Origin of the sequence: Clostridium caldaquaticum, assembly GCF_023806125.1 — a bacterium.
GTDB lineage: Bacteria > Bacillota > Clostridia > Clostridiales > Clostridiaceae > Clostridium_AT > Clostridium_AT caldaquaticum.
In genome coordinates, this window is the sequence record NZ_JAMSKT010000002.1 from 199080 (window position 1) to 221688 (window position 22609).

Here is a 22609-nt window from a genome sequence, read left to right on the forward strand (position 1 = left end):
AACTCTAATAAAATCTTAAAATACCGTATTATTCAGAAATGGATATTACGGTATTTTTACGTTTATAATTTTCAAGTTAAAGGTTTTAAATAAGTAAAACTAATTTTATAGTTTTAGCACAATGAATTACAAATTCATATAATATATCAAACAATGCTTAAGAAGGGGGATAAAATGGACTTAAAGCAAAAACTTGATACTTTGCTAAGAGAGCTTGATTGCAGCATAGCATATTTTGCAGCTAAGCATAAAAAGACAAAGTTAAGAGCTAATATTATAAAAATTACATCTGTAACTTTTAGTGCCTTAATTACAGTAGTATTAGGGTTAAACAGCGGATATTTGGTTGATGTCTTCAGAAATATGGCAATTATATTAGGAGCTGTAGTTACAATAATAAATGCTGTTGATGCATATTATAATTTTGGGGCCTTGTGGGTTAAAAATACTATTACTTTATCGAAACTTAGAGAGCTAAAACGAGAGTTGTATTTTTATGCTTCAGGACGAAATTCAGAGGATATTACAGAAAGTATTTTAAATGAGTATTTGGATAAGATGCAGAAAATATTAAGAGATGATATCAGGCAGTGGATTAGGATAAGAGAGAGAATTAATTCTTCAGATCAAAATAAAGAAGAGTCAAAAGCAAGTACAAGTATAGATGCAAATATCCATACAAAAACAGACGAGCTGATTATAGACCCAGATAAATTTAGAGTGAAAAAAAATACAGATGAACATTCAGAAGCAGAATAATAAAAGTAAAAGAAGGTCTTTACTTAAAAATCACAAGTAAAGACCTTTTTTCAAAATTATAAAGAAGCTTTATATTCTAAGTATTCGTCATAACGCATTCTTTTGTCAACAATACCATTTTCTGTTATGTCAATAATTCTGTTTGCAACAGTCTGTATAAACTGATGGTCATGGGAAGCAAACAGTATTACGCTTTTGTAGTCAATAAGACCATTGTTAAGTGCGGTTATGGATTCAAGGTCTAAGTGGTTTGTAGGCTGATCCAAAATTAATACATTTGCATTGCTGAGCATCATTCTTGAAAGCATACATCTAACTCTTTCGCCGCCAGATAATACCTTTGCCTGCTTTAAAGCTTCATCTCCAGAGAAAAGCATTCTGCCAAGAAAGCCTCTTAAATAGCTTTCTGACTTTTCATCAGAGAATTGACGCAGCCAGTCTACAAGACTTAGTTCAACATCATTAAAGAATTCAGAGTTATCTTTTGGGAAATAAGCTTTTGTTATAGTAATACCCCACTTAAACTCTCCGCTGTCAGGCTCCATTTCACCAGTTAGGATTTTGAAAAGAGTAGTATTAGCAATTTCATTTTCTGAAGTAAAAGCTATTTTGTCGCCTTTAGCTACAGTAAAGCTGACGTTGTTTAAAACTTTCACTCCATCTATTGTTTTACATATTCTGTCAACGGTTAAAATATCATTTCCTACTTCTCTTTCAGGTTTAAATCCTACAAAAGGGTAGCGTCTGCTGGAAGGCTGAATATCTTCGATAGTTATTTTCTCCAGCAGCTTCTTACGAGAAGTAGCCTGCTTGGATTTAGAGGCATTAGCACTAAATCTTGCAATAAATTCTTGAAGCTCTTTAATTTTTTCTTCCTTTTTTTTGTTTTGATCCTTCATCATAGCAAGTGCTAGTTGACTTGACTCGTACCAGAAATCGTAGTTTCCAACATAAAGTTTAATCTTTCCAAAGTCAACATCAGCCATATGAGTACATACTTTATTTAAAAAGTGTCTGTCGTGGGAAACAACTATAACTGTACCTTCAAATTCTATTAGAAATTCTTCAAGCCAGTTTATAGACTTAATATCTAGGTGGTTAGTAGGCTCGTCCAAAATAAGAACACCAGGATTTCCAAATAAAGCTTGTGCAAGAAGTACTTTAACTTTATCAGCACCAGATAAATCAGCCATTTTTTTATAATGAAGTTCTGTTCCGATTCCAAGACCCTGAAGCAGTGTTGCAGCTTCAGCTTCAGCTTCCCATCCATTAAGTTCTGCAAATTCAAATTCAAGTTCAGAAGCTTTTATACCATCTTCATCAGTAAAGTCTGGTTTAGCATAAAGGGCGTCTTTTTCTTTCATTATTTCATATAATCTGGCATTACCCATTATAACTGTCTCAAGAACTTCATATTCATCATATTGATAGTGATCCTGCTTTAAAACGGACATTCTAACACCGGGAGCTATGCTTACATCCCCTGTATTTGGTTCAATTTCTCCTGAAAGTATCTTTAAAAAAGTACTCTTTCCTGCACCATTAGCTCCAATAACACCATAGCAGTTACCAGGAGTAAATTTTATGTTTACATCTTCAAAAAGTTTTCTTTCTCCGTATCTTAAACCTACATTAGTTACTGTAATCAAATTAATATCCTCCATTTTTTATATTATAGCAGTTATTAGCTGCTTAATAGATTGTTAAAAAATATTATCAATAAAGCAACATGAAAAATTATAACATAAATCTACAAGTTTTTCATTAGTAATCTAAGTAATATTTAAGATACGAAATAAAATATTCTTCTGAAATCACAGAGGAAGTTATCAAGAAATGTTTAGCTGAACGCCTGGCTAAGTAATTTTAATAAGTCTGCCAATTCAATTTGCTGACTTAAATTTTTTTCTAAAACATGAAAATGAATAACAAAACTGTATTGGTACAGTTGGCAATATTGGGCGTTGTCTTGTGTTAATAATAGGTATAATATATTTTTTGTAAAGATAAATTAATCGTTTAAAAGGAGAGTGTGGGATATGAAAAAGGATAAGCTAAAAATAGTTACTATTGGAGGGGGATCCAGCTATACCCCAGAACTTATTGAAGGTTATATAAAAAGAAAGGACGAGCTACCTATAGGTGAGATTTGGCTTGTAGATATAGAAGAAGGAAAAGAAAAACTAGAAATTGTTGGAGCTATGGCTCAAAGAATGGTAAAGGCTGCAGGACTTGATTGGGAAGTTCATCTGACTTTAGATAGAAGAGCTGCATTAAAGGATGCAGACTTTGTTTCCACTCAGTTCCGTGTTGGTTTGCTTGATGCCCGTATAAAAGATGAAAGAATTCCATTAAGCCACGGAATTATTGGACAGGAAACTAATGGTGCAGGGGGAATGTTTAAAGCATTCAGAACTGTTCCAGTTATACTTGAAATAGTTGAAGATATGAAGGAGTTATGTCCAGATGCATGGCTTATTAATTTCACAAATCCATCTGGTATGATTACAGAAGCAGTTATTAGATATGGAAAGTGGGACAAAGTTGTTGGTTTATGTAATGTTCCTATATCTGCTAGAAAGCTTGCTGCATCAGCATTGGAAAGAAAGGAAGAGGAGCTATATTTCAAGTTTGCAGGGTTAAATCATTTTCATTGGCATAGAGTTTGGGATAATAATGGTAATGAGCTGACAAAGGAATGCATTGAAAAGCTTTATGGCGAAGAAAAGGATTTCATGAAAATGTATAAACCAGAACACTTGAAGGAAAAGGAAGAAAAAGAGAAAAAATTAGGTGTTGCCAACATTAAAAATGTTGCTTTTATGTCACAGCAGATAAGAGACTTAGGAATTTTACCTTGCTCATATCATCGCTATTACTATATTACAGATGATATGCTCCAGGAAGAATTAGAAGACTTTAAGAATAATGGAACAAGAGCTGAAGTTGTTAAACGTACCGAAGCTGAATTGTTTGAATTATATAAGGATCCAAAACTTGATTATAAGCCAGAGCAGTTAATGAAACGTGGCGGTGCATATTACAGTGATGCTGCCTGTGAAGTAATCAATTCAATTTACAACGATAAAAGAGCAGATATGGTTGTAAGTACAAGAAATAATGGTGCTATAAAGGACTTGCCAGATGATGTTGTTGTAGAAGTATCATCAATTATCACCGCAGCTGGACCACAGCCAATTGCCTGGGGTGAGTTTAAACCAGCAGCAAGAGGTATGCTTCAAATTATGAAGGCTATGGAGCTTACTACTATTGAAGCTGCTGTTACCGGTAACTATGGTACTGCACTACATGCATTTACAATTAATCCATTAGTACCAAGCGGAAAGATAGCAAGACAGCTATTAAATGAAATGCTTGTTGCTCATAAAAAGCACCTGCCGCAATTTAAAGATTCAATAGAAGCAATAGAAAAAGGTGAATTAAAATAATAGAAATAGGGAAAGTCTTTTGACTTTCCCTATTTCTATTATTTTTCACTTAGAAAAAAGTTCATCATATAACAAATTTCACTGTCAGTTATGTCTACACAATATTTGCTGCACAATAAATCACAGGTTTCCTTAATCTTATTATAAATATTAGTGTATTTCATAATAAATTCAGACTTTTTAGGATAATCAACAGAATTATCTCCGTTTTTAAGTTTACTAACCAATAATGCAATATGCATAACCAGTCCAATTAGTTTTTCATCTTTAAGTTTAACTTCAAGTTTGCTTTCAAATCTTTTTATAGTATTCATGACATCAATACAAAGCTCTTCTCCATCTAGGTTCATTATGTTTTCTTTTAATATCTGGGGCATTTTTATTAAAGTTGTTTTTAAATCCACAGTTTCCTGTAATTCATCTATTATTTTTAAATTTATTACATCATACATATTATACTGGGGTATGTCTATGTCAACAAAGAAGGAAGTAACTATGAATAAAATTTCTTTTTTCTCTTGTATGTTCATAAGCCTCTGCTTAAAGTAATTTTTATCAAGGCAGTTAAGTGTAATTATCTCAAACAAGTCCTTATCATACTTAAGGTTATTATTTAAGAAACTTTTAAGAGCTACTGATCCGCCTTCACCAGTAAGACAAGCTGTTATTATAGATACCTTTTTACTGTTGTTTTTAGTTTCCATATGTATACGATTCATCTCAAAATATGAATTTACTTGCAGAACTTCTTTGTAAATGTTATCAAGAGAAAAGCCAAGCAGGGCTTTTCTCGCAGCTTCCAGTACGTGCAGAGTTGATACAAGAGGAATAACCTTTACTGGTATATTAAATTCCGATTCTATTGTATTTCCAAATGTAGTAAGTGAACCCATATCTACAAGCAGTAAGTAACCTGCTGAATTAGTATCCTCAGCTACTAACTTTCTAAACTTGTCCAAAATCTCTAAAGGGCTGACATCAATTGGTGCATTAATTCCAATTACATAGTTTTCTCCAAGAAGTTTGTTCGCTACATCTGCCATTGATGTTGCAGTAGCTTCTCCATGTGCTATCAGTACAACCTTTACTTTTTCTTTATTTTTATTATTAATTTCCTCTTCAGGAAGCAGAAAAATAGTTAAAAATCCTGCTTCATCATCAGCAATAGAATGTCTTATATGTTTTTCTATAATTTCTTTAGCACCAAAAGCTGCAGCAAATTCTTTAGGATATAGTTCCATAATTTTAGTTAACTTAGGGTTAGTAATAGGTTTATTGCAAAGAACTCTTTTTATAAGAGTATTAATATGAAGAGCTAAAGCAGTATACATATTGTTATTAAAGTTTCTTTTTAAAGTTGAAGAAAGGTAGTAAATAACCTTGTCAATACAATCAAGAATATCTTTGTCTATAATGCTCATAAGGCTTTTCTTATTTAAGTCTTCAGAAATTCCACTTATATTATTATCAAAATACCTGAAGATGTCATTTTCAAGTATATTTTCTATAGCAATGTCTGCTATTCCCTGGGATCTTAAACTTTTAAGCTTTTGATCTATAATTGTATAAATACTGTTACCATTGTTATTTATAATATCTTCTGAGGATTCAGGGGAACTAGTGAACTTAAAATATTCTATTTCTTCACCAACAAGTTTATTCCAAAGCACCCTGTGTTCTTTTTCTTTATAAAGCCCTTCTTTAATATAATGAGGAAGACCAGCACTATTTATTCTAACATCAGATTTCATATTAGTAAGAAATTCTGAGTAGGCTTTGGCACATATAAGCTGAACATCGCTTTTTAATTGACCGACGTTATTTGGGCAGTCATAAGAAAGAAATGCTCTCATAGTGTTTAAAGATACATATATTTCTCTATTTAATTTTACACTTTCCTGCTTGAAAAAGTTCTTTATAAGATAAAGCCTTTCTTCCAAAGATCTTTCTTTCAAGGATGGTATTTTAATAATCATAGGAATTCTTCTTGTAAATGTTTTCAGTAATGAGGAACCAGGATCTTCAGTAGTAGCACAGATTATTAGAACATCAGATTTTCTGACTTCATAATCTCCAATTCTTCTGAAAGTACCAGTATCCAGAAAAGTAAAAAGTATCTCCTGACCTTCAGGAGGGAGTCTATGGATTTCATCAAGGAAAAGTATGCCGCCATTTGCTTTTTCAATTAATCCAATTCTATCTGATTCGGCTCCGGTGTATGCACCTTTTTTAACTCCGAAAAGCTGAGAAGTAAGCAGTTGAGGATTATTGCTGTAATCTGCACAGTTAAAGACTATATAAGGTGAATTTTCTGCCCTTACTCCCATATCTACTGAATATTCATACATTAATGAAGCAAACATTGATTTTCCTACTCCAGTATCCCCAAGAAGCAGTGATGGGATTCCTTTTGGAGGATATAAAATAGCAGCTTTCATCTGTTCAATAGCTTTGGTTAAGCAAATATTTTTTTTCTTTAACTGATCAAGTTTACTTTCTTTATATGAATTATTTTTTCTCTTAGGGATAAAAAACAGTACAGGACGGCCAGATGATTTGCAAACTTTTCCTTCTTTATAAAGAGCATTTAACTCATAACTCACATTAGATCTTGTCATTCCAATCATAGAAGCTAGAGTTTGAGCATCGATACCATTACTATCGTTAAGTTCTATAAGTTTTTTGTATATTAAATCCTTGTTAGTCATAATGACCTCCAATTAAAACGTTTAATATATCTGTAGATATTATAACTTATAAAATATGGAATTTCAATATAGTGTCTAAATCTGTTAGACACAAAAGTGTAATAATAAGTTTTTATACTGAAATTTCAGACACTAGGATAGGAATGGTCAGACACTAGATAAAAATCCAGACACTAAATATTCAATAAATTTATTATAATTTAGGAATTAATTATGTTTGTAGCGGCAGGACTCTTAATAATACAAGCAATATTACAGAAAGATAATTAAAAATTGGGAGTATATGTTAGAGTTTGGCATTATATTTGCTATATATAAAAGTGACTTGCAGTAAAAAATATTTAAGGAGGGAAAAGCATGAAAATATTGTTAGTGTGTGCTGCTGGTATGAGCACAAGTCTTCTAGTTCAAAAAATGGAAAAGGAGGTTAAGCCTGAAGATGGTGAGGTTATCATCAAAGCAGTTCCAATGGAGGAATTTGAAGAAAATATTGGGAAATTTGATGTAGTTCTTTTAGCGCCACAAATCAGCTTTAAAAAGAAACCGTTTACCAAAATAGCAGAAGAGCACAATGTTCCTATTGGGTGTATATCCTCTATTCAATATGGGAGGCTGATGGCTAAAGAGATATTAAAAAGTGCTTATGATTTAGTAAAAAAATAGTTTCAATAAAAACAATACCTGCTTGGAACAGATATTGATAATTTTATTGAAACTAAGAACTGGTTCAATTAGTAATTTTATCAAAAAGTATACTCAGTTACAAGATTAGAATTTATATATTTTTATCATGAAATAGTATATAATAGGGGGAAGGAAAATGAGTATTACTCAAAAATTTATGGATTTTATTGAAGAGAAGATGGTGCCTGTTGCTGCTGCATTTGCAAATCAAAGGCATCTTAAAGCAATGCGTGACGGTCTCATTCAAACTATTCCAATTACAATACTTGGTGGTATAATATTAATGATTGCAAATCCGCCAATAGCAGCAAATGTTAAAGCTACAAACTGGTTTTTATCTATTATGGTAGCCTGGAGAGATTGGGCTGCTCATTGGAAACCGCTTTTACTTGTACCATATCAGATGTCTTTTGCATTATTAGGTTTATTTGCTTGTATTAATATAGCTTATTCTTTAGCAGCTTCATATAAAATGAATACATTGTCGGCGGTTATGACAGCAATTATATCTTTTCTTGTAACTTGTGTTACTGTAAATAAGGATGGTTCTTTTGTTGTAACATATTTAGATGCTAAAGGAATGTTTACAGGTATATTAATTGCAATGCTTACTGTAGAAGTTACTAGATTTTTAATTAAAAAGAATATTACTATAAAAATGCCTGATGGGGTTCCGCCTTCAGTTACAAAATCCTTTGAAGCTCTTATACCAGTTGCGGTCAATGTACTTTTAATATATGAAATAAGTTTAACAGTTAAGAATTTATCTGGTCTTAATGTACCTGCAGCAATAATGAAACTTCTTGCACCAGCTTTTACAGCTGTTGACAGTGCAGGCGGAGTTTTCTTTAGCGGACTTTTAGCACAGATTTTATGGTTTGCGGGAATACATGGTGCTTCAACAGTAAAAACTGGAGTTCTTCAGCCGTTTTTAAATCAATACATTACTGCAAATGCTGATGCAGCATTGAATGGACAGGCATTACCTCATGTATTTACAGATCCATTCTGGAGTGCTTTTATGACAGTAGGAGGCTCAGGAGCAACTTTAGCTTTAGTTATTCTAATGCTCATAAGATCAAGATCGGTTCAGATGAAATCTATAGGTAAGATAGCAATATTACCAGGATTATTTAATATTAATGAACCAGTTATATTTGGTACACCTATGGTGTTAAATCCCTTATTTATAGTACCATTTTTATTAATTGAACCAATAAACGGAATAATTGCATTTTTTGCAACAAAAGCAGGATTAATATCACCAGCTTATATAGTTGTACCATGGACAACACCGGGATTTATATCAGCTTTTCTTGCAAGCTTTGACTGGAGAAATACAATAATGGTATTATTTTTAATAGTATTAGACATGGCATTATATTATCCTTTCTTTGCTATTTATGATAAGAGGCTTGCAAAGGAAGAAAAAGATGCACAAGCTGAGGTGGATGCTGGGACACAAACAGTTGGAGCTAAATAAAATATTTTACTTATAATTAAAATAAATTTTAAAGGAGCATCATGAGTATGGACATGGAAGCAATTGTATTTGAAATAATAGGATGTGCCGGTACTGCCAAAAGTCTAGTGTTTGAAGCTATCGGCGAAGCTAAAGAGGGGAACTTTGATGAAGCAGAAAAACTTTTGGGGGATGCAAAAGCAGAGCTTCTCAAAGCACATGATGTACAAAATGATCTAATATTTCAGGAATCAAGCGGAAATGATATTCCTATGAAGCTTTTGCTTGTACATGCAGAAGATCACCTTATGGCTGCAATATTAGCCAAGGATTTAGGTGAAGAAATGATAAATCTATATAAACTAAACAGAGTTAAGTAAGTTTTAGGAAAACTTACCCAAAAGCAAAGCTTTTTAAAACCTATAATTAAATTAATATTATAACTTAGCGGCTTAGGATATCTAAGCCGCTAAAAAGCAGGTCTAAACTTAAAAATAGTATACTGAATGGGAGGTTATAATGAGCAATATTTATGAAGTTATAATTAAAGCTATAGAAGAGGATATAAACAGAGGATTATACAAGCCAGGCAAAAGGCTGCCTTCCGTTAGGGAATTAAGTATAAAATATAATTGTTCAAAAAATACTGTTGTTAAAGCTTATGAGACTTTGAGAAGCAATCATATAATTTATTCAATTCCACAGAGTGGTTATTATATTGTTGAAAAGCTGATCAGTAATACTCCAAAGCAATCCGAAGTTATTAATTTTTATTCTGGAAATCCAATCGTTGGAAATATGAACACTCCAGATCTCAAGCATTGTCTTGATAGAGCTGTTGATATATATAAGGATAATTCATTAAGCAGTAGTGCTTATGGTGTTGAGTCTTTAAGGGAGATATTACCTAAATATCTTTCTGATTTTCAAATTTTTACCTCTGCAAACAATATATTTGTAAATTTAGGAATTCAACAAGCATTAAGTATATTAACACAGATACCTTTTCCTAATGGTAAAGATGTAATACTAATAGAACAGCCTACTTACAGTTATTTTATAAATTTTTTGAAATACTGCGGGACGAAAGTAATAGGAATTGAAAGAGATGAACAGGGGATAGATTTAAATAAATTGGAGCATATATTTAAAAACGAAAAAATTAAGTTTTTTTATACTGTTCCACGGAATCACAGTCCTCTTGGGACATCTTACAGTAAAAAACAAAGGCAGGCTATTGCAAGACTTGCAGATAAATATGACGTGTATATCGTTGAAGATGATTACTTTGCAGATATATCCTTTGACAGAAAGTATGATCCGATATATAGCTACTCAGAGCATTCTCGTAACTTTTATTTAAAGAGTTTTTCAAAAATACTTCCCTGGATGAGAATAGGACTGATTGTAGCACCTACCCATATGATTAATGTTTTGGAGCAATACAGAACAGTATCGTACTATTACTCTTATTTTTCAGCTTCTTTAATTTCTCAGGCAACTCTGGAGATTTATATAAGAAGCAATATTCTTAAGAAACATGTAGATCATATGGTAAAGGAACTTCAGGAAAAACAAAAAAAACTTAACAGTAATTTTCAAAGGCTTGAAGAATTAGGAGTAAGGTGTATTGGCGGTAATTCGGGTTTTTATTCATATTTGCTGCTGCAAGACTATATTGATGAGAATAAATTTGCAGAAGATTTAAAAAATGATGGCGTGCTTGTATCTAAAGGAAAAAGGTTTTTTTTAGATAAATCCTTTTATAAAAAAGGAATAAGGCTTAGTATAGCAAGTGTAAGCTGTGAAGACATTGATAAAGGCTTAAATATAATAACTAATAAACTTGAAAAATATTTAAAATAATATAATGGTTTGGAGAAGGATATATGATAATAGTACTAACAAAAGCATTAGCTTTTATTCTTATAATTATTTTAGGTTATTTGTTGAAAAAAATAGGATTTTTCGAGAAAAAAGACTATAAAATTATTTCAAAGATAATGATTAATATTACTTTGCCTGCAGCTATAATTACTGCATATGATAACTTCAAAATAAATAATTCCCTTTTATTTGTAGTGCTTCTAGGTTTTTTATTTAATGTAATTATGCTATCACTAGGGTATTTCGTAAGCAAAAATAAGGAGAAAAGTACTAGGGCTTATTACATGCTTAATTTTCCAGGTTATAACATAGGTTCTTTTACATTGCCTTATGTACAAAGTTTTCTTGGATCATTTGGTGTTATAATAACATGTATGTTTGATACAGGAAATGCTATAATGTGTACAGGTGGTTCTTATGCAATTACTTCAAGTGTTACAGGTACTGAAAAAGGCGGGGGTATTAAGGAAATAGCAAAAAAGCTATTATCTTCAACGCCTTTTGTTGTTTATATGTCCTTGCTATTAACAACTATGCTTGGAATTCGTATTCCTAAAGTAATTATTAGTATTACTTCAGTTGTAGGTGCTGCCAATGCATTTCTTGCAATGCTGGCTATTGGTATGATGTTTGAGTTGAATTTTGAGATGAAATATTTTAAACATATTGCTGTAACACTGCTTGTTAGATACATAATGGCAGCGGTTTTTTCTGCATTAATTTATTTTTACATGCCATTTTCCAAGGAAATCAGGCAGGTATTAGCTATTGTTTTGTTTGCTCCAATACCTTCTTTATCTCCAGTATTTACAGAGAGGTGCTGTGGTGATGGTTCTGTAGCAAGTGTTACAAATTCTATATCAATTGTTTTAAGTATAGCTATTATAACAACTGTATTAATGTTTATGAATATTTAAAATTTTATATTAAAACTGTATTAATTTTTAAAAGCTGTTTTTAAATAGTGAGACAGCCATCAAGATAACTTTTGGCAGTGAGCATAGTGCAGTTTAGGAAAAAGCTTCATTAACCAGCGTATATATTTAGAGAAAGGAGACAAACTAATAATAACACGGAGGTGTTATTTATGAGCAGAAGAAATCCTTTAGTTCCAGAAGCTAAAAAAGCACTTGATAAAATGAAAACAGAATTTGCGGAAGAAACCGGCTTAAAAACTGATAATGCCTACAAAGGAAATGTACCTTCAAAATTAAATGGTTACATAGGCGGTCCAGTTGGTGGGATGATGGTTAAGAAGATGGTGGAGGATTTTGAAAAGAGGCTGATTGATAAATAGCTGTTTATAAGTGATATTAAAAAGGTGCACTAGTATTAGTTCTAGTACACCTTTTAAGTTTATGTGCTTTATAATAAACTTAAAAATGCTGTAAAGCTGGTTTTAATTTAGTTATATTAAATATATATAGAAATATTTAATTATGATAATATATATTTAAATTGGAAATAAAAAAGGTGGTACTATATATGAAAAAGATATTTAAAAAAATAGGTACTCATGATGGAAAATTTCATGCAGATGAGGTAGTAGCAACAGCAATACTTAAAGAACTTTTTAACGTTGAAATTATAAGAATAAGAGATGAAAAACTGCTTAAAGATTTAGATATAGTTTATGATGTTGGCGGGGGGGAACTAGATCATCATGGTATTAATAAAACCTACAGAGAAAGCGGAACTCCCTATGCTGCTTGTGGATTAATATGGAAAAAGTTTGGATTAGAGGTACTTCGTTTTATGAATCCAAGCTTAAACAGTGATGAAGTGGAAGGTGTATTTAATTACATTGATAAAAACTTTATTGAAGGTATAGATGCCTTGGACAATGGAATATGGATTGATAGAACAGAAATCCCTTTAATGCATATAAGTTCAATTATAGAGAATTTTAATCCTGCCTGGAACTCTGATAAAGATGAAAATAAAGCTTTCAATGAGGCAGTAGAAATTGCAGCAATTGTTTTAAGAAACATGATAGAGAATAGATTTGCTGTATTAGATGCTAAAAGTCATGTAGAAAAAGCATACAAAAATAGAAGTGTGCCAGAAATACTTGTTTTAAATATTCATTGTCCTTATGCAGATACCCTTAGAGAGTTAGATGAAAGGGGGGAAGTTTTATACGTAGTGTACCCAAGAAAAGACAGCTATGCAATGCAGTCTGTAAGAGATGAAAATGGAGATGATAAAAAAAAGCTTCCTAAAGCTTGGGCGGGACTAAGAGATAAAGAACTTGCAGAAGTAACAGGAGTTTCTGATGCAGTATTCTGTCATACAGGAAGGTTTATCGCAGTAGCAGGTTCATATGAAGGAATAATGAAGCTTGCAAGGCTTGCTGTTTTAGAGTCTTAGAAATTTATAAAGGCGTAGAAAACTTTCTACGCCATAGATAAGCTATAATAGTTTCAGCTTTTATTTAAATAATGTCTAGTTATCAGCTTTTAGTGGTTTTTGTGCTGTGTTTGTTATTTTCAGCTGCTTTTAAAGCATCAAGTGTAGCGCTTTTTTCACTATGTTTAATTGCTTTATTCTGTTTAACTGCATCATGTCTTTTGTTTGTGTTCATATTTATTCTCCTATTCTGTAAAAATTTATTACTTTTATATTATTTACATATTAAAGATAAGTATGTACTATTACAGAATAAAAAATTTTCTTAACACTGCTGCAGTTTTTACACAAACATTAATGTATGTTAATATCTATTATGCTTTCATATTGATCTGCTTTTTCCGATTAATAAATAGTGTCAAATAAGTTGTACGAGCATAAACTGATATATTAAGAGGTGGTTTGTATGAGTAAATTAAGAGTAATGTTTTTTAAGAAAGGCTATTCAGAGCCATTATATACTGCAAAGGAGATAGCAGAGAGAAGTGTAAAGGAACAAAAGGAATTACCGCCAATTGAATGCGGTTTCGAGGATTTGGACACTCTTACAGATGCAACAATTATAGAAATGTATATGAACTCAGATAAATTGGAGTTAAAAGATGGACTTTACAAAATAAACAGCAGAAGATTTAAAGCAACAGAACCTAGAGCTTTATGGATAGAAGTAGAGCTTCTTGAAGCATGGGAAAGAAGGGCTGTCAGGCAGAAAAAATAGGATTATATAAAATAATGAAAAGTTTAAAACATATAGGAAATTCCTATATGTTTTAAACTTTACTTGTTAGAAAATAAATATATCTGATATTGCTTATTCTTTTACTTTTCTCTTAATGCGATTTTTCTGAGGACGTAGTGTTATGTCATTTACAACAAGATTATTTGAATTGCTTAATACATATTCTACTGCATCGGCTATTTGCTCCTGAAGTAAAAAAGCATCCTCATCTTCTTCATATGTAAAATCTAGAGCATCGTAAAAACTGCTTTTTGTTATGTCAGGATGAATTGTTGTGACTTTAACGCCATGCTTTCTTACTTCTTCAAACAGGCTTGTAAAAAAATGAGTAAGTCCAGCCTTTGATGCAGAATAAGCACATCCATAAGTGCTGACTTTTTTGGCTGTTACTGAAGAGATAGAAATAATCATTCCTTTACTCTTTTTTAAATCTCTTAAAAGAAGCTGGCATAGGATTAATGGAGCTTCTAAATTGGTACGGAGCATATTTTGAATATCTTTTATTTTTAATTGCTCGTGGGGGCCGAAATATCCTACCCCTGCATTGTTTACTAAAAGATTAATTTCCCTTTCTTTTTCTTTAATTGTGTCTAACACTTTTATGAGCTCACTAGTGTTTTGCACATCGCACTCAATTTTAATAAAATTATTGTCTTCATAAGAAGTGCCTTGAAATGAACGGGATATGCCGTATACCTTATAGTTTAAGGAAATAAGCCTTTTGGTAATTTCAAGGCCTATACCTTTTGAAGCACCTGTTAAAATTGCTGTCTTCATAATGAAAAAATTTTCTCCTTTTCTATATATTGAGTTAAAATTTCATAGTGTTTTGATTTTATCTTTTCCTGAAGCTCTTTCTCATAAGAAACCACGTTATCAATTATAGAATAGTCTTCAGAGAAGAGTTTAGAACCTATATGCTGCTTTTCAATTCTTTTAAAAAAGTCTTTAGACATACGAAAAAATCCATAGCCTATATCAACTATCTTGTTTGGATCAATCTGGGTAAAAATATACTTATAAAACGGCTCGTATAAGGCATCTACTTCAGTATTTATGAATATAGGATCCAGACAAATTCTGACTTTAAAACCTTGCTTTATAGCTGTTTGAACTGTTTTAATACGGGCTTTCAGGCTTGGAGTATATTTTTCATATTTTTCAACAACTTCTTCTGGCGAAAGAGTAAAGGCAACTATAAGGTTATTAAGTAGAATATGATTTTTATAAAAAGCTTCATTGGCACTTTTCGTACGAATTTCAACAAAAATATTAGACTGCCTTGTAAAAAAATCATAAAAATAATCTAAGTATGGAAGAATATTATGAAACGCAATTAAATCAGTATCATAGGATGCTGCTAAAAAAACAGGTTCCTTTGAAATAACATTTAGCATTTCATTTTTAAAGTCTTCAATATTTACAAAAGCTACAATATTTGCTGAAGGGTACATGCCTTGAAGATAGCAGTATTCACAATCATAAATACAATTCAGTAAAAAGGAAGTATAGTAAAAATTAGAATATCCGAAATTTTGGCATACTTCAGGTCCTTTATATAAAAATGGTGCATCCTTAACTGCCAAGATTAAAGCCTGATGCTGCTTTTGTATTAGGAAATGCTGATTTGTTCTATTAAAAACATCTTTATAATGACGTATGGTTATAACAGTACAATCAGCGTATTTTTGTAATAGTTCTTTTGTAAGAGGATATTTAAAAGCTGCTTCTTCTACATAAATTATGTTAAACAAGCCTTTTTTTGAATTTTTCATTGATTTGTTCAAAAATATTCTTCCCTTCTAATTTTGAGTTTACATTTATTTTCATAAATGGTTCTAGAACTTTTAAAGGCTCCAGTCCTCTAATCTTAGCCTTTTTTATTTCTTTAAAAAGCAATTGTTTCATAGCTGTTGTAAATCGTAGATTTTTTGAAATATAGTTAAGAAGCTTTTCTTCTTCTTCAAGAGAAAATTCATCAAAGTTATTATTTAATTGTATTAATTCTTCTATAACCTGTTTTATATATGTTAGGTTCTTTTTTATATAGCCTTGAAGAATGTCTTTATTTAAGTTTTCTGGCTTTAAAAAATCTGAAATAATTTTTAAAATAATTACTTGATGAGCGTAAGTAAACTTTTGAGAAACTTCCATAATTCCAGCTGATTCCATGTCGCAGAAAATATCTTTATCTGTATCTAAGGCTTCTTTTTTTAAAAGTTTAGAATAACAGCAGAGAGCCACCTTAGGAATATTGCTGCCTGCAAAAATATCTGGATAATAGTCTTTACCAGTATCCATATCAGTAATTTTATGAGCAGCAAGCAGACTTCCAAGTTCAAACTTATTACTGCTTGAACCGCAAAAACCTATATTTAATAGGATATCTTTCACTGTAAATTTATAATTTGAAAGCAGATATACCGCTGCCATGGCGCTTTTTACTTTTCCAACACCACTTATAATAAGTGTAATCTCAGAATTTTTGTAAACAGGATAGGCATGTATTGTCATATCTTTTTTTAATTTATAGTGCTCAATTATAGGAGCGGCTTCTATCATAAGTGCAGTTACAATAAAAATCATGAAGAAGAAATCCCCCTATTCGTATTATATATCTCCTAAATTTTATCAAATAGCTTAACTTGTGTAAACGCTGAAGTTGAATTTAGTAAATGGAAAAGAGCATCATTAGATTTTTGCTAATGCTGTTATATAACTAGAAAAATTAGTAAATAATATATAAGTGTTTAATATCAAAAGCGAATTGATACAAAAAACAGCACTTTGATAGAATATTTTGAAATATTTTCAAAAAACCAGGCATGGATTCAAGAGATAATTCACCCTTCGGGGCTATCCCTTTTCAATAAGATTCAACGATATTTATTATATCTCATCTTATTTACTCTTATCAAACCCACACCTATCAGGAAATATTAATTTAGTATAATTATGCTAAATTATGTTTAGATATTTAAGGTATTTTGTTTTTTCCACTCATTAACATATTCCTCAAGTATTTGATGAAGCATTCTGCCTATTTTTGAGTAAGATTCGTCGCTTAGATTGGCCAGCGAAATTCTAATAGACCACTCTGGGCCTTGAAAGCCGCTGCCGCTTAATAGTATTATTGAAAATTCTTTTGCTAAACGGTACAATACGTGAACTGGTTTATGATTAGCTTTAAGATAGCTTGCAAATTCGCTGCCGTAGTAGTGGCTGGCCCATTCAAGTAAATCAAATTCTGTATAGTAAGCAGCATCATAAATATCTTTTCTTAAGTCTAGGCCAAGACCTTCAAATAAAAGTTTTTGACGACGGCGGCATATGTTCATAGTAAGTTTTTTATAATTATTTTCTTTGTCAAGCAGAGCAAAGGCTGAAAAAAAGCACATCTGAACCTGTTGTGGTGTAGATAAGCCTGCAGTATGATTAAGAGCCACCTGCCTGCTGTCGGCTACAATTCTATCTATAAATGGAACTTTCTCAGGATTTGTAGATAGTCCAGCATAGCGCTGTCTAAGTTCTGCCTTTAAATTCTCAGGCAGTTTTTTTAAAAGCTTATCAAATACATTTTTTTCATGAAGAGCAATTGTGCCAAGCCTCCAGCCAGTTACTCCAAAGTATTTTGAATAAGAATACACTCCAATTGTGTTGTAAGGCAAGTCAGCCATTAAAGAGCGAAAACCGTCAACAAAGGTACCATATACGTCATCAGATATAATCATTAAATTAGGGTTATGATTTTCAACAATATCTATTAAATAATCCACACTTTCACGTTTTAATGCAACAGAAGGAGGGTTGCTGGGGTTTACAACGAAAAGTGCCTTTATGCTGGTGTCTTTTAGTTTATCAAGCTCACTGTCAGGGTATTGCCAGGTGTGGGTACCGTCAGGAGTTAATTCAGAAGCATGTATATAAACAACTTCAAAATTATAGCGAGGCAAATGAGGTATTTCAAGATAAGGAGTAAAAATTGGAGTCATAAGCGCAATTTTATCTCCTCTTGATAGTAGCTCATTAGCAATTAAGGTATCAAAAATATAGCACATAGCTGCAGTAGCTCCTTCTACTGCAAAGATGTTGAATTTTCCTACTGGCGGTTTGTTGTAGCACATTTCTTGAACAAGATATTCGTGAACTACTTTTTCTATATGCACAAGCATTCTGTCTGGAACAGGATAGTTATCTCCGATAATAGCATCAGTTAACTCAAACACCCAGCAATCAGGATTGAAGTTTAATTTTTTTATGCCATAGTCGATAATTTTTTTTAAAAGATTTGCCCCTTTTGCATTAGAATGTTTGTTAAGATAATCTTCTAATCTTTCAGCTATACCTTCTTTTGTAGGCATTCCAGCCAAGTCGCCATCATTCCAGACTCTACGAGTTTCTTCTACTGCAAATAAGCCAAAGGTAAAAAAAGCTTCACGAGCAGTGGCACAGGTCCAGTTAGGATTACCTCTGCCAGCATCTAACAGGGCATGAGCACTTCTTTCTTTCTGCCCTTCTTCTGCAAGATGTATCAATTTATTTTTGAATTCAAAAGGACTTACCTTTCCGTATATTTTTTCAATTTCTTCACGCTGAAAATTTTTCATATCCATATATTAGCTTTCCTTTCAATAGAATATATAATTTATATTGCTCAATATTTTAAAGTGATATTCCACATTAAATTTACTCAAAATTCATATAATCTGTGTAGCATTAAAACAGTAATAAAATTATAATAGGGATATAATAAACTAAGAAAAGCGAGGTGATTATATGTTTTTTATAGGTGGAGTATCTTCTAAACAAAAGAAGTTAGACTTTAATCAGACTATTATTTGTGTAAACTGCGGAAGGTATGGTAGATATGAAATTTTTATGGAATATATGTATTTAAGTTTATTTTTTATTCCAACTTTAAAGTGGAATAAAAAATATTATGCTGTAAGCAGCTGCTGTAGTAGTGTTTATTCTATTAGCAATGAGCTTGGTGATCGTATTGCAAGAGGAGAGCAGGTAACCTTATCTGAGCAGGATCTCCATTTTATTCATAATGGGCGGACATATTTTGCAAAACAATGCCCCAATTGTGGATTTGAAACTCAGGAGGATTTTCAGTATTGTCCAAGGTGTGCTTCGCCGCTTAAATAATTAAAAAAGGTTTAATATAATGATATCTTCTTATCTTTTAGGTAAGAAGATTTTTATTTTGTAAATTATAAATAGAGAATTAATTGTTGAATTGCATAATATGTAATGTTATACTGTTAACAGGTGTATATACACTTGTTAACAGTATAATGAAAGGGGTGTAATAGTGAAGATGGATTTAATTAATGAAATATTAAAGTTAAAACAGGAGAAAAATGCTATAATCTTAGCTCACTATTATCAAAGACCTGAGATTCAAGATATTGCTGACGCAGTTGGTGATTCCTATAATCTTAGCAGGGTTGCACAGGAGTGTAAGGAAAAGGTAGTTGTTTTTTGCGGGGTAAAATTCATGGCTGAAAGTGCAAAAATTTTATCACCTGAGAAAATTGTACTGCTGCCTGTTATGGATGCAGGCTGTCCAATGGCAGAAATGGCTGAAGCTCAAGAAGTTCTTAAAATGAAACAGGAGCATCCAAATGCATTAGTTGTAACTTATATAAATTCAACTACAGAGGTAAAGGCTTTAACTGATGTTTGTGTAACTTCTTCCAGTGCTATGAAAATCATTTCAAATATACCTAATGATGAAATTATATTCCTGCCAGATAAGAATCTTGGTGAGTATATAGCAGAACAATTTCCAAACAAAAAATTTTATCTCTGGGATGGTTTTTGTATAACACATAGAAAGGTTAAAAAGGAAAATATTTTATATATAAAGGATATAAAAAGAGATGTGAAGGTTCTGGTACATCCTGAATGCGAAGCTGAAATCAGAGCTATGGCAGATTTTATAGGAAGTACTGGAGATATAATAAAATATGCTGATGAGTGTATAAAAACTGAATATATTGTTGTTACAGAACAAGGTGTTATTCATCAAATGAAAAAAAGAAATCCTCATAAGAATTTTTATGTTCCAGGTACTTCAATGACTTGTTTTAATATGAAGAAAACTACTCTTCAGGATGTGTATGAATGTCTTGTAGATATGAAAAATGAAATTATTATTGATGAAGATATAAGAATAAAAGCTTATACGGCTCTAATGAACATGCACAAGTTGGCAAGGTGATTATATGGAGATTAATGCAGATGTATTAATTGTAGGATCAGGAGTAGCTGGTTTATATTGTGCATTGAATCTTAGAGAAGATTTAAATATTGTGATTGTTTCTAAGACTAAGATAACTGAAACAAATACGTACCTTGCTCAGGGAGGTATTTCTACAGCCAGAGATGAAAAAGACATTATACCATTTATAGAAGATACTTTAAGGGCTGGCAGATATAAAAATAAAAAAGAATCTGTTAGCGTAATGGCGGAGGAGTCTATTGATAATATTTTAAGTATTATAGAACTTGGGGTGAATTTGGATAAGGTTAATGGTAATCTTCTCTTTACACGTGAAGGAGCTCACAGCATAAACAGAATTGTTCACAGTAAGGATATGACAGGTAAAGTTTTAGCTGATACTTTTATTAAACAGGTTAAAAAGAGAAAAAATATAACTTTTTATGAGGATACTTATTTAATTGATATATTAAAATGCAAAGGGAAATGTGCTGGAGGTATTCTGATTAAGGACAACAAGCAGTTAAATCTTCATTCAAAGGTTGTTGTTTTAGCTACTGGAGGCATTGGAGGCATATTTAATAATTCAACTAATCAAAGACATTTAACTGGAGACGGTATTGCAATTGCATTAAAAAACAATATTAAACTAAAAGATCTTCAATATATTCAATTTCACCCTACAGCGTTGTATGATTCTAATATAGAAAATAGAAGGTTTTTAATATCTGAAGCTGTAAGAGGTGAAGGGGGGAAGCTTCTTAACTTAAAGGGTGAGAGATTTGTAAATGAACTCCTTCCAAGAGATGTAGTAGCTGAAGCTATTTATAAAGAGATTAGTAAGTCTGGATTACCATATGTTTTTTTGGATATTTCTTTTCTTAATGCAGACTATATAAAAAATAGGTTCCCATCAATTTTTAAAGAATGTCTGTCAAGAGGAATAGATATAACAAGAGAGCCAATACCTGTATCACCTGCTCAGCATTATTTTATGGGTGGTATAGAAGTTGATTTGAAATCAAGAACTTCAATGGAAGATTTATACGCAGTAGGAGAAACAAGCTGCACTGGAGTACATGGTGCTAATAGATTGGCTAGCAATTCGCTGCTTGAAGGTCTGGTATTTTCAAAACGTGCTGCACAATCAATAAATAAAAAAATTGATAAGACAGAGTTTGTAAAAGTATTTACTAAAAGGATTTACCATGATGTTGATATTCTAAAGAAACAAACAAGAAAGCTTGTTATTGAGGAATTTAAAAGGAGGTCAAGCAAATTAAATGATGAATTATTTAATTATAGATAAGTATTTAATAGATGCTTTAAAAGAAGATATACCAAATGAAGATATAACTACAAATTCAGTTATAGATGAAAGCTCCAATTCTATAGTAGACCTGATTGCAAAGGAGGAAGGAATAATTGCAGGGCTTAAGGTGTTTGAGAGGGTTTTTTGTTTGCTTGGAAAGGTTGATGTTGAATTTTATAAAAAAGATGGAGATGAAGTAAAACCAGGTGATTTAGTAGCTTCAATTAAGGGTAATACAAGGAATATACTTATGGGTGAAAGAACAGCATTGAATTTTCTGCAAAGAATGAGCGGCATAGCTACAATAACAAGAAAGTTTACGTGTAAACTCAATGGTACAAGCACAAAACTTTTAGATACTAGAAAAACAACACCAAATATGAGAATTTTTGAAAAGTATTCTGTTAAGGTTGGTGGAGGTTGTAATCATAGATTCAATCTATCAGATGGAGTTTTGTTAAAGGATAATCATATAAGTGCTGCAGGAGGAGTAAAAAAAGCAATACAGGCAGTAAGAGATAATGCATCCTTTGTAAGAAGAATTGAAGTAGAAGTTGAAAATCTTGATATGGTCAAAGAGGCTATTGAGGCAGGGGCAGATATAATTATGCTTGACAATATGGATTTTGAATCTATCAAAAAGGCTGTAGAGATTGTTGGTAAAAGAGCCGTTATTGAGGTTTCTGGAAATGTAAATTTACAAACTATTGAAAGCATTGCTAAGATAGGAGTTGATTATATTTCTACAGGTGCTATTACTCATTCAGCAGGAATTTTAGATTTAAGCATGAAAAATTTAAGAAATCTTTAATTTTAAAATCCATTTATAATATTTATTTTATATAAACTATTACTTAGCTTTTTAATTGTGTTGTTACAATATTTGAAAGTAGATGCCAGCAACCATTTTTGTTCTGAAAGGTACAGTAAAGTGAACTTATAGCTTAAATATTGCTCTTATTTATGTGTGA

The 22609-nt window shown here is 31.6% G+C and carries 21 protein-coding genes and 1 riboswitch; of the genes, 14 read left to right on the top strand and 7 right to left on the bottom strand.

Annotated features, from left to right (window positions below):
* The first annotated feature begins 174 nt into the window (after positions 1-174).
* Entirely contained in the window at positions 175-759 is a 585-nt protein-coding gene (locus M2651_RS02255) for a DUF4231 domain-containing protein (protein WP_252130706.1), read from the top strand.
* A gap of 56 nt (positions 760-815) precedes the next feature.
* Here M2651_RS02255 and M2651_RS02260 read toward each other — a convergent pair whose 3' ends face one another.
* On the bottom strand, positions 816-2408 hold the full coding sequence (locus M2651_RS02260) for an ABC-F family ATP-binding cassette domain-containing protein (RefSeq protein WP_252130707.1): 1593 nt from the start codon (positions 2406-2408) through the stop codon (positions 816-818).
* A gap of 390 nt (positions 2409-2798) precedes the next feature.
* Here M2651_RS02260 and M2651_RS02265 point away from each other — a divergent pair, with 390 nt between their 5' ends.
* The gene (locus tag M2651_RS02265; protein ID WP_252130708.1) at positions 2799-4208 is read left to right on the top strand and encodes a 6-phospho-beta-glucosidase; all 1410 of its coding nucleotides are present in this window, start codon (positions 2799-2801) and stop codon (positions 4206-4208) included.
* 38 nt (positions 4209-4246) lie between these two features.
* Here the strand turns inward: M2651_RS02265 and M2651_RS02270 are convergent, their stop codons facing one another.
* Positions 4247-6916 carry a sigma-54-dependent transcriptional regulator gene (locus M2651_RS02270; RefSeq protein WP_252130709.1) on the bottom strand — a complete coding sequence of 890 codons (2670 nt, stop codon included), beginning with the start codon at positions 6914-6916 and terminating at the stop codon, positions 4247-4249.
* A gap of 357 nt (positions 6917-7273) precedes the next feature.
* Between M2651_RS02270 and M2651_RS02275 the strand changes: the two genes are divergently transcribed.
* The 7 genes from M2651_RS02275 to M2651_RS02305 all read left to right on the top strand — a co-directional run bounded on the left by M2651_RS02275 (position 7274) and on the right by M2651_RS02305 (position 13319).
* The gene (locus M2651_RS02275) at positions 7274-7579 is read left to right on the top strand and encodes a PTS sugar transporter subunit IIB (RefSeq protein WP_252130710.1); all 306 of its coding nucleotides are present in this window, start codon (positions 7274-7276) and stop codon (positions 7577-7579) included.
* Positions 7580-7736: 157 nt separating this feature from the next.
* Positions 7737-9083 (top strand): PTS sugar transporter subunit IIC, encoded by a 1347-nt coding sequence (locus tag M2651_RS02280; RefSeq protein WP_252130711.1) that lies wholly within the window; start codon positions 7737-7739, stop codon positions 9081-9083.
* Between the two features lie 47 nt (positions 9084-9130).
* Entirely contained in the window at positions 9131-9442 is a 312-nt protein-coding gene (locus M2651_RS02285; protein WP_252130712.1) for a PTS sugar transporter subunit IIA, read from the top strand.
* Between the two features lie 139 nt (positions 9443-9581).
* Complete coding sequence (locus M2651_RS02290) at positions 9582-10928, top strand: aminotransferase-like domain-containing protein (RefSeq protein WP_252130713.1); 1347 nt, start codon at positions 9582-9584, stop codon at positions 10926-10928.
* 23 nt (positions 10929-10951) lie between these two features.
* On the top strand, positions 10952-11866 hold the full coding sequence (locus M2651_RS02295) for an AEC family transporter (RefSeq protein WP_252130714.1): 915 nt from the start codon (positions 10952-10954) through the stop codon (positions 11864-11866).
* Positions 11867-12036: 170 nt separating this feature from the next.
* Positions 12037-12246 (top strand): alpha/beta-type small acid-soluble spore protein, encoded by a 210-nt coding sequence (locus M2651_RS02300; protein ID WP_252130715.1) that lies wholly within the window; start codon positions 12037-12039, stop codon positions 12244-12246.
* Between the two features lie 188 nt (positions 12247-12434).
* Entirely contained in the window at positions 12435-13319 is an 885-nt protein-coding gene (locus M2651_RS02305; RefSeq protein ID WP_252130716.1) for an MYG1 family protein, read from the top strand.
* Positions 13320-13401: 82 nt separating this feature from the next.
* Here M2651_RS02305 and M2651_RS14290 read toward each other — a convergent pair whose 3' ends face one another.
* Positions 13402-13533 carry a hypothetical protein gene (locus M2651_RS14290; RefSeq protein ID WP_286207908.1) on the bottom strand — a complete coding sequence of 44 codons (132 nt, stop codon included), beginning with the start codon at positions 13531-13533 and terminating at the stop codon, positions 13402-13404.
* 231 nt (positions 13534-13764) lie between these two features.
* Between M2651_RS14290 and M2651_RS02310 the strand changes: the two genes are divergently transcribed.
* Complete coding sequence (locus M2651_RS02310) at positions 13765-14076, top strand: hypothetical protein (protein ID WP_252130717.1); 312 nt, start codon at positions 13765-13767, stop codon at positions 14074-14076.
* 93 nt (positions 14077-14169) lie between these two features.
* On the opposite strand, the gene M2651_RS02315 is transcribed toward M2651_RS02310, so the two are convergent.
* The 4 genes from M2651_RS02315 to aspD all read right to left on the bottom strand — a co-directional run bounded on the left by M2651_RS02315 (position 14170) and on the right by aspD (position 18710).
* On the bottom strand, positions 14170-14874 hold the full coding sequence (locus M2651_RS02315) for an SDR family oxidoreductase (protein ID WP_252130718.1): 705 nt from the start codon (positions 14872-14874) through the stop codon (positions 14170-14172).
* The gene (locus M2651_RS02320; protein ID WP_252130719.1) at positions 14871-15884 is read right to left on the bottom strand and encodes an SPL family radical SAM protein; all 1014 of its coding nucleotides are present in this window, start codon (positions 15882-15884) and stop codon (positions 14871-14873) included. Before M2651_RS02320 ends, M2651_RS02315 begins: the two co-directional genes overlap by 4 nt.
* Positions 15844-16683 carry a 5'-methylthioadenosine/S-adenosylhomocysteine nucleosidase family protein gene (locus tag M2651_RS02325; protein WP_252130720.1) on the bottom strand — a complete coding sequence of 280 codons (840 nt, stop codon included), beginning with the start codon at positions 16681-16683 and terminating at the stop codon, positions 15844-15846. The genes M2651_RS02320 and M2651_RS02325 overlap by 41 nt, the downstream gene beginning before the upstream one ends.
* Before the next feature lie 186 nt (positions 16684-16869).
* Positions 16870-17034: riboswitch (Lysine riboswitch) on the bottom strand.
* 32 nt (positions 17035-17066) lie between these two features.
* Positions 17067-18710: an aspartate 4-decarboxylase gene (gene aspD / locus M2651_RS02330; RefSeq protein WP_252130721.1), complete on the bottom strand. Its 1644-nt coding sequence runs from the start codon at positions 18708-18710 to the stop codon at positions 17067-17069.
* Between the two features lie 163 nt (positions 18711-18873).
* Here aspD and M2651_RS02335 point away from each other — a divergent pair, with 163 nt between their 5' ends.
* The 4 genes from M2651_RS02335 (at position 18874) to nadC (ending at position 22449) form a co-directional block, all read left to right on the top strand.
* Positions 18874-19248: a zinc ribbon domain-containing protein gene (locus M2651_RS02335; protein ID WP_252130722.1), complete on the top strand. Its 375-nt coding sequence runs from the start codon at positions 18874-18876 to the stop codon at positions 19246-19248.
* 172 nt (positions 19249-19420) lie between these two features.
* On the top strand, positions 19421-20326 hold the full coding sequence (gene nadA / locus M2651_RS02340) for a quinolinate synthase NadA (RefSeq protein ID WP_252130733.1): 906 nt from the start codon (positions 19421-19423) through the stop codon (positions 20324-20326).
* A 4-nt stretch (positions 20327-20330) separates the two neighbouring features.
* Positions 20331-21635, top strand: coding sequence for an L-aspartate oxidase (locus tag M2651_RS02345; RefSeq protein WP_252130723.1), 1305 nt, complete (start codon positions 20331-20333; stop codon positions 21633-21635).
* On the top strand, positions 21613-22449 hold the full coding sequence (nadC, locus tag M2651_RS02350) for a carboxylating nicotinate-nucleotide diphosphorylase (protein WP_252130734.1): 837 nt from the start codon (positions 21613-21615) through the stop codon (positions 22447-22449). Before M2651_RS02345 ends, nadC begins: the two co-directional genes overlap by 23 nt.
* Positions 22450-22609 lie beyond the last annotated feature (160 nt).

Bases quoted from the DNA above. Each gene is read 5' to 3' on its own strand.
- M2651_RS02255 (WP_252130706.1), top strand. From the start codon at position 175: ATGGACTTAAAGCAAAAACTTGATACTTTGCTAAGAGAGCTTGATTGC.
- M2651_RS02265 (WP_252130708.1), top strand. From the start codon at position 2,799: ATGAAAAAGGATAAGCTAAAAATAGTTACTATTGGAGGGGGATCCAGC.
- M2651_RS02270 (WP_252130709.1), bottom strand. From the start codon at position 6,916: ATGACTAACAAGGATTTAATATACAAAAAACTTATAGAACTTAACGAT.
- M2651_RS02275 (WP_252130710.1), top strand. From the start codon at position 7,274: ATGAAAATATTGTTAGTGTGTGCTGCTGGTATGAGCACAAGTCTTCTA.
- M2651_RS02280 (WP_252130711.1), top strand. From the start codon at position 7,737: ATGAGTATTACTCAAAAATTTATGGATTTTATTGAAGAGAAGATGGTG.
- M2651_RS02285 (WP_252130712.1), top strand. From the start codon at position 9,131: ATGGACATGGAAGCAATTGTATTTGAAATAATAGGATGTGCCGGTACT.
- M2651_RS02290 (WP_252130713.1), top strand. From the start codon at position 9,582: ATGAGCAATATTTATGAAGTTATAATTAAAGCTATAGAAGAGGATATA.
- M2651_RS02295 (WP_252130714.1), top strand. From the start codon at position 10,952: ATGATAATAGTACTAACAAAAGCATTAGCTTTTATTCTTATAATTATT.
- M2651_RS02300 (WP_252130715.1), top strand. From the start codon at position 12,037: ATGAGCAGAAGAAATCCTTTAGTTCCAGAAGCTAAAAAAGCACTTGAT.
- M2651_RS02305 (WP_252130716.1), top strand. From the start codon at position 12,435: ATGAAAAAGATATTTAAAAAAATAGGTACTCATGATGGAAAATTTCAT.
- M2651_RS14290 (WP_286207908.1), bottom strand. From the start codon at position 13,533: ATGAACACAAACAAAAGACATGATGCAGTTAAACAGAATAAAGCAATT.
- M2651_RS02310 (WP_252130717.1), top strand. From the start codon at position 13,765: ATGAGTAAATTAAGAGTAATGTTTTTTAAGAAAGGCTATTCAGAGCCA.
- M2651_RS02315 (WP_252130718.1), bottom strand. From the start codon at position 14,874: ATGAAGACAGCAATTTTAACAGGTGCTTCAAAAGGTATAGGCCTTGAA.
- M2651_RS02325 (WP_252130720.1), bottom strand. From the start codon at position 16,683: ATGATTTTTATTGTAACTGCACTTATGATAGAAGCCGCTCCTATAATT.
- aspD (WP_252130721.1), bottom strand. From the start codon at position 18,710: ATGGATATGAAAAATTTTCAGCGTGAAGAAATTGAAAAAATATACGGA.
- M2651_RS02335 (WP_252130722.1), top strand. From the start codon at position 18,874: ATGTTTTTTATAGGTGGAGTATCTTCTAAACAAAAGAAGTTAGACTTT.
- nadA (WP_252130733.1), top strand. From the start codon at position 19,421: ATGGATTTAATTAATGAAATATTAAAGTTAAAACAGGAGAAAAATGCT.
- M2651_RS02345 (WP_252130723.1), top strand. From the start codon at position 20,331: ATGGAGATTAATGCAGATGTATTAATTGTAGGATCAGGAGTAGCTGGT.
- nadC (WP_252130734.1), top strand. From the start codon at position 21,613: ATGAATTATTTAATTATAGATAAGTATTTAATAGATGCTTTAAAAGAA.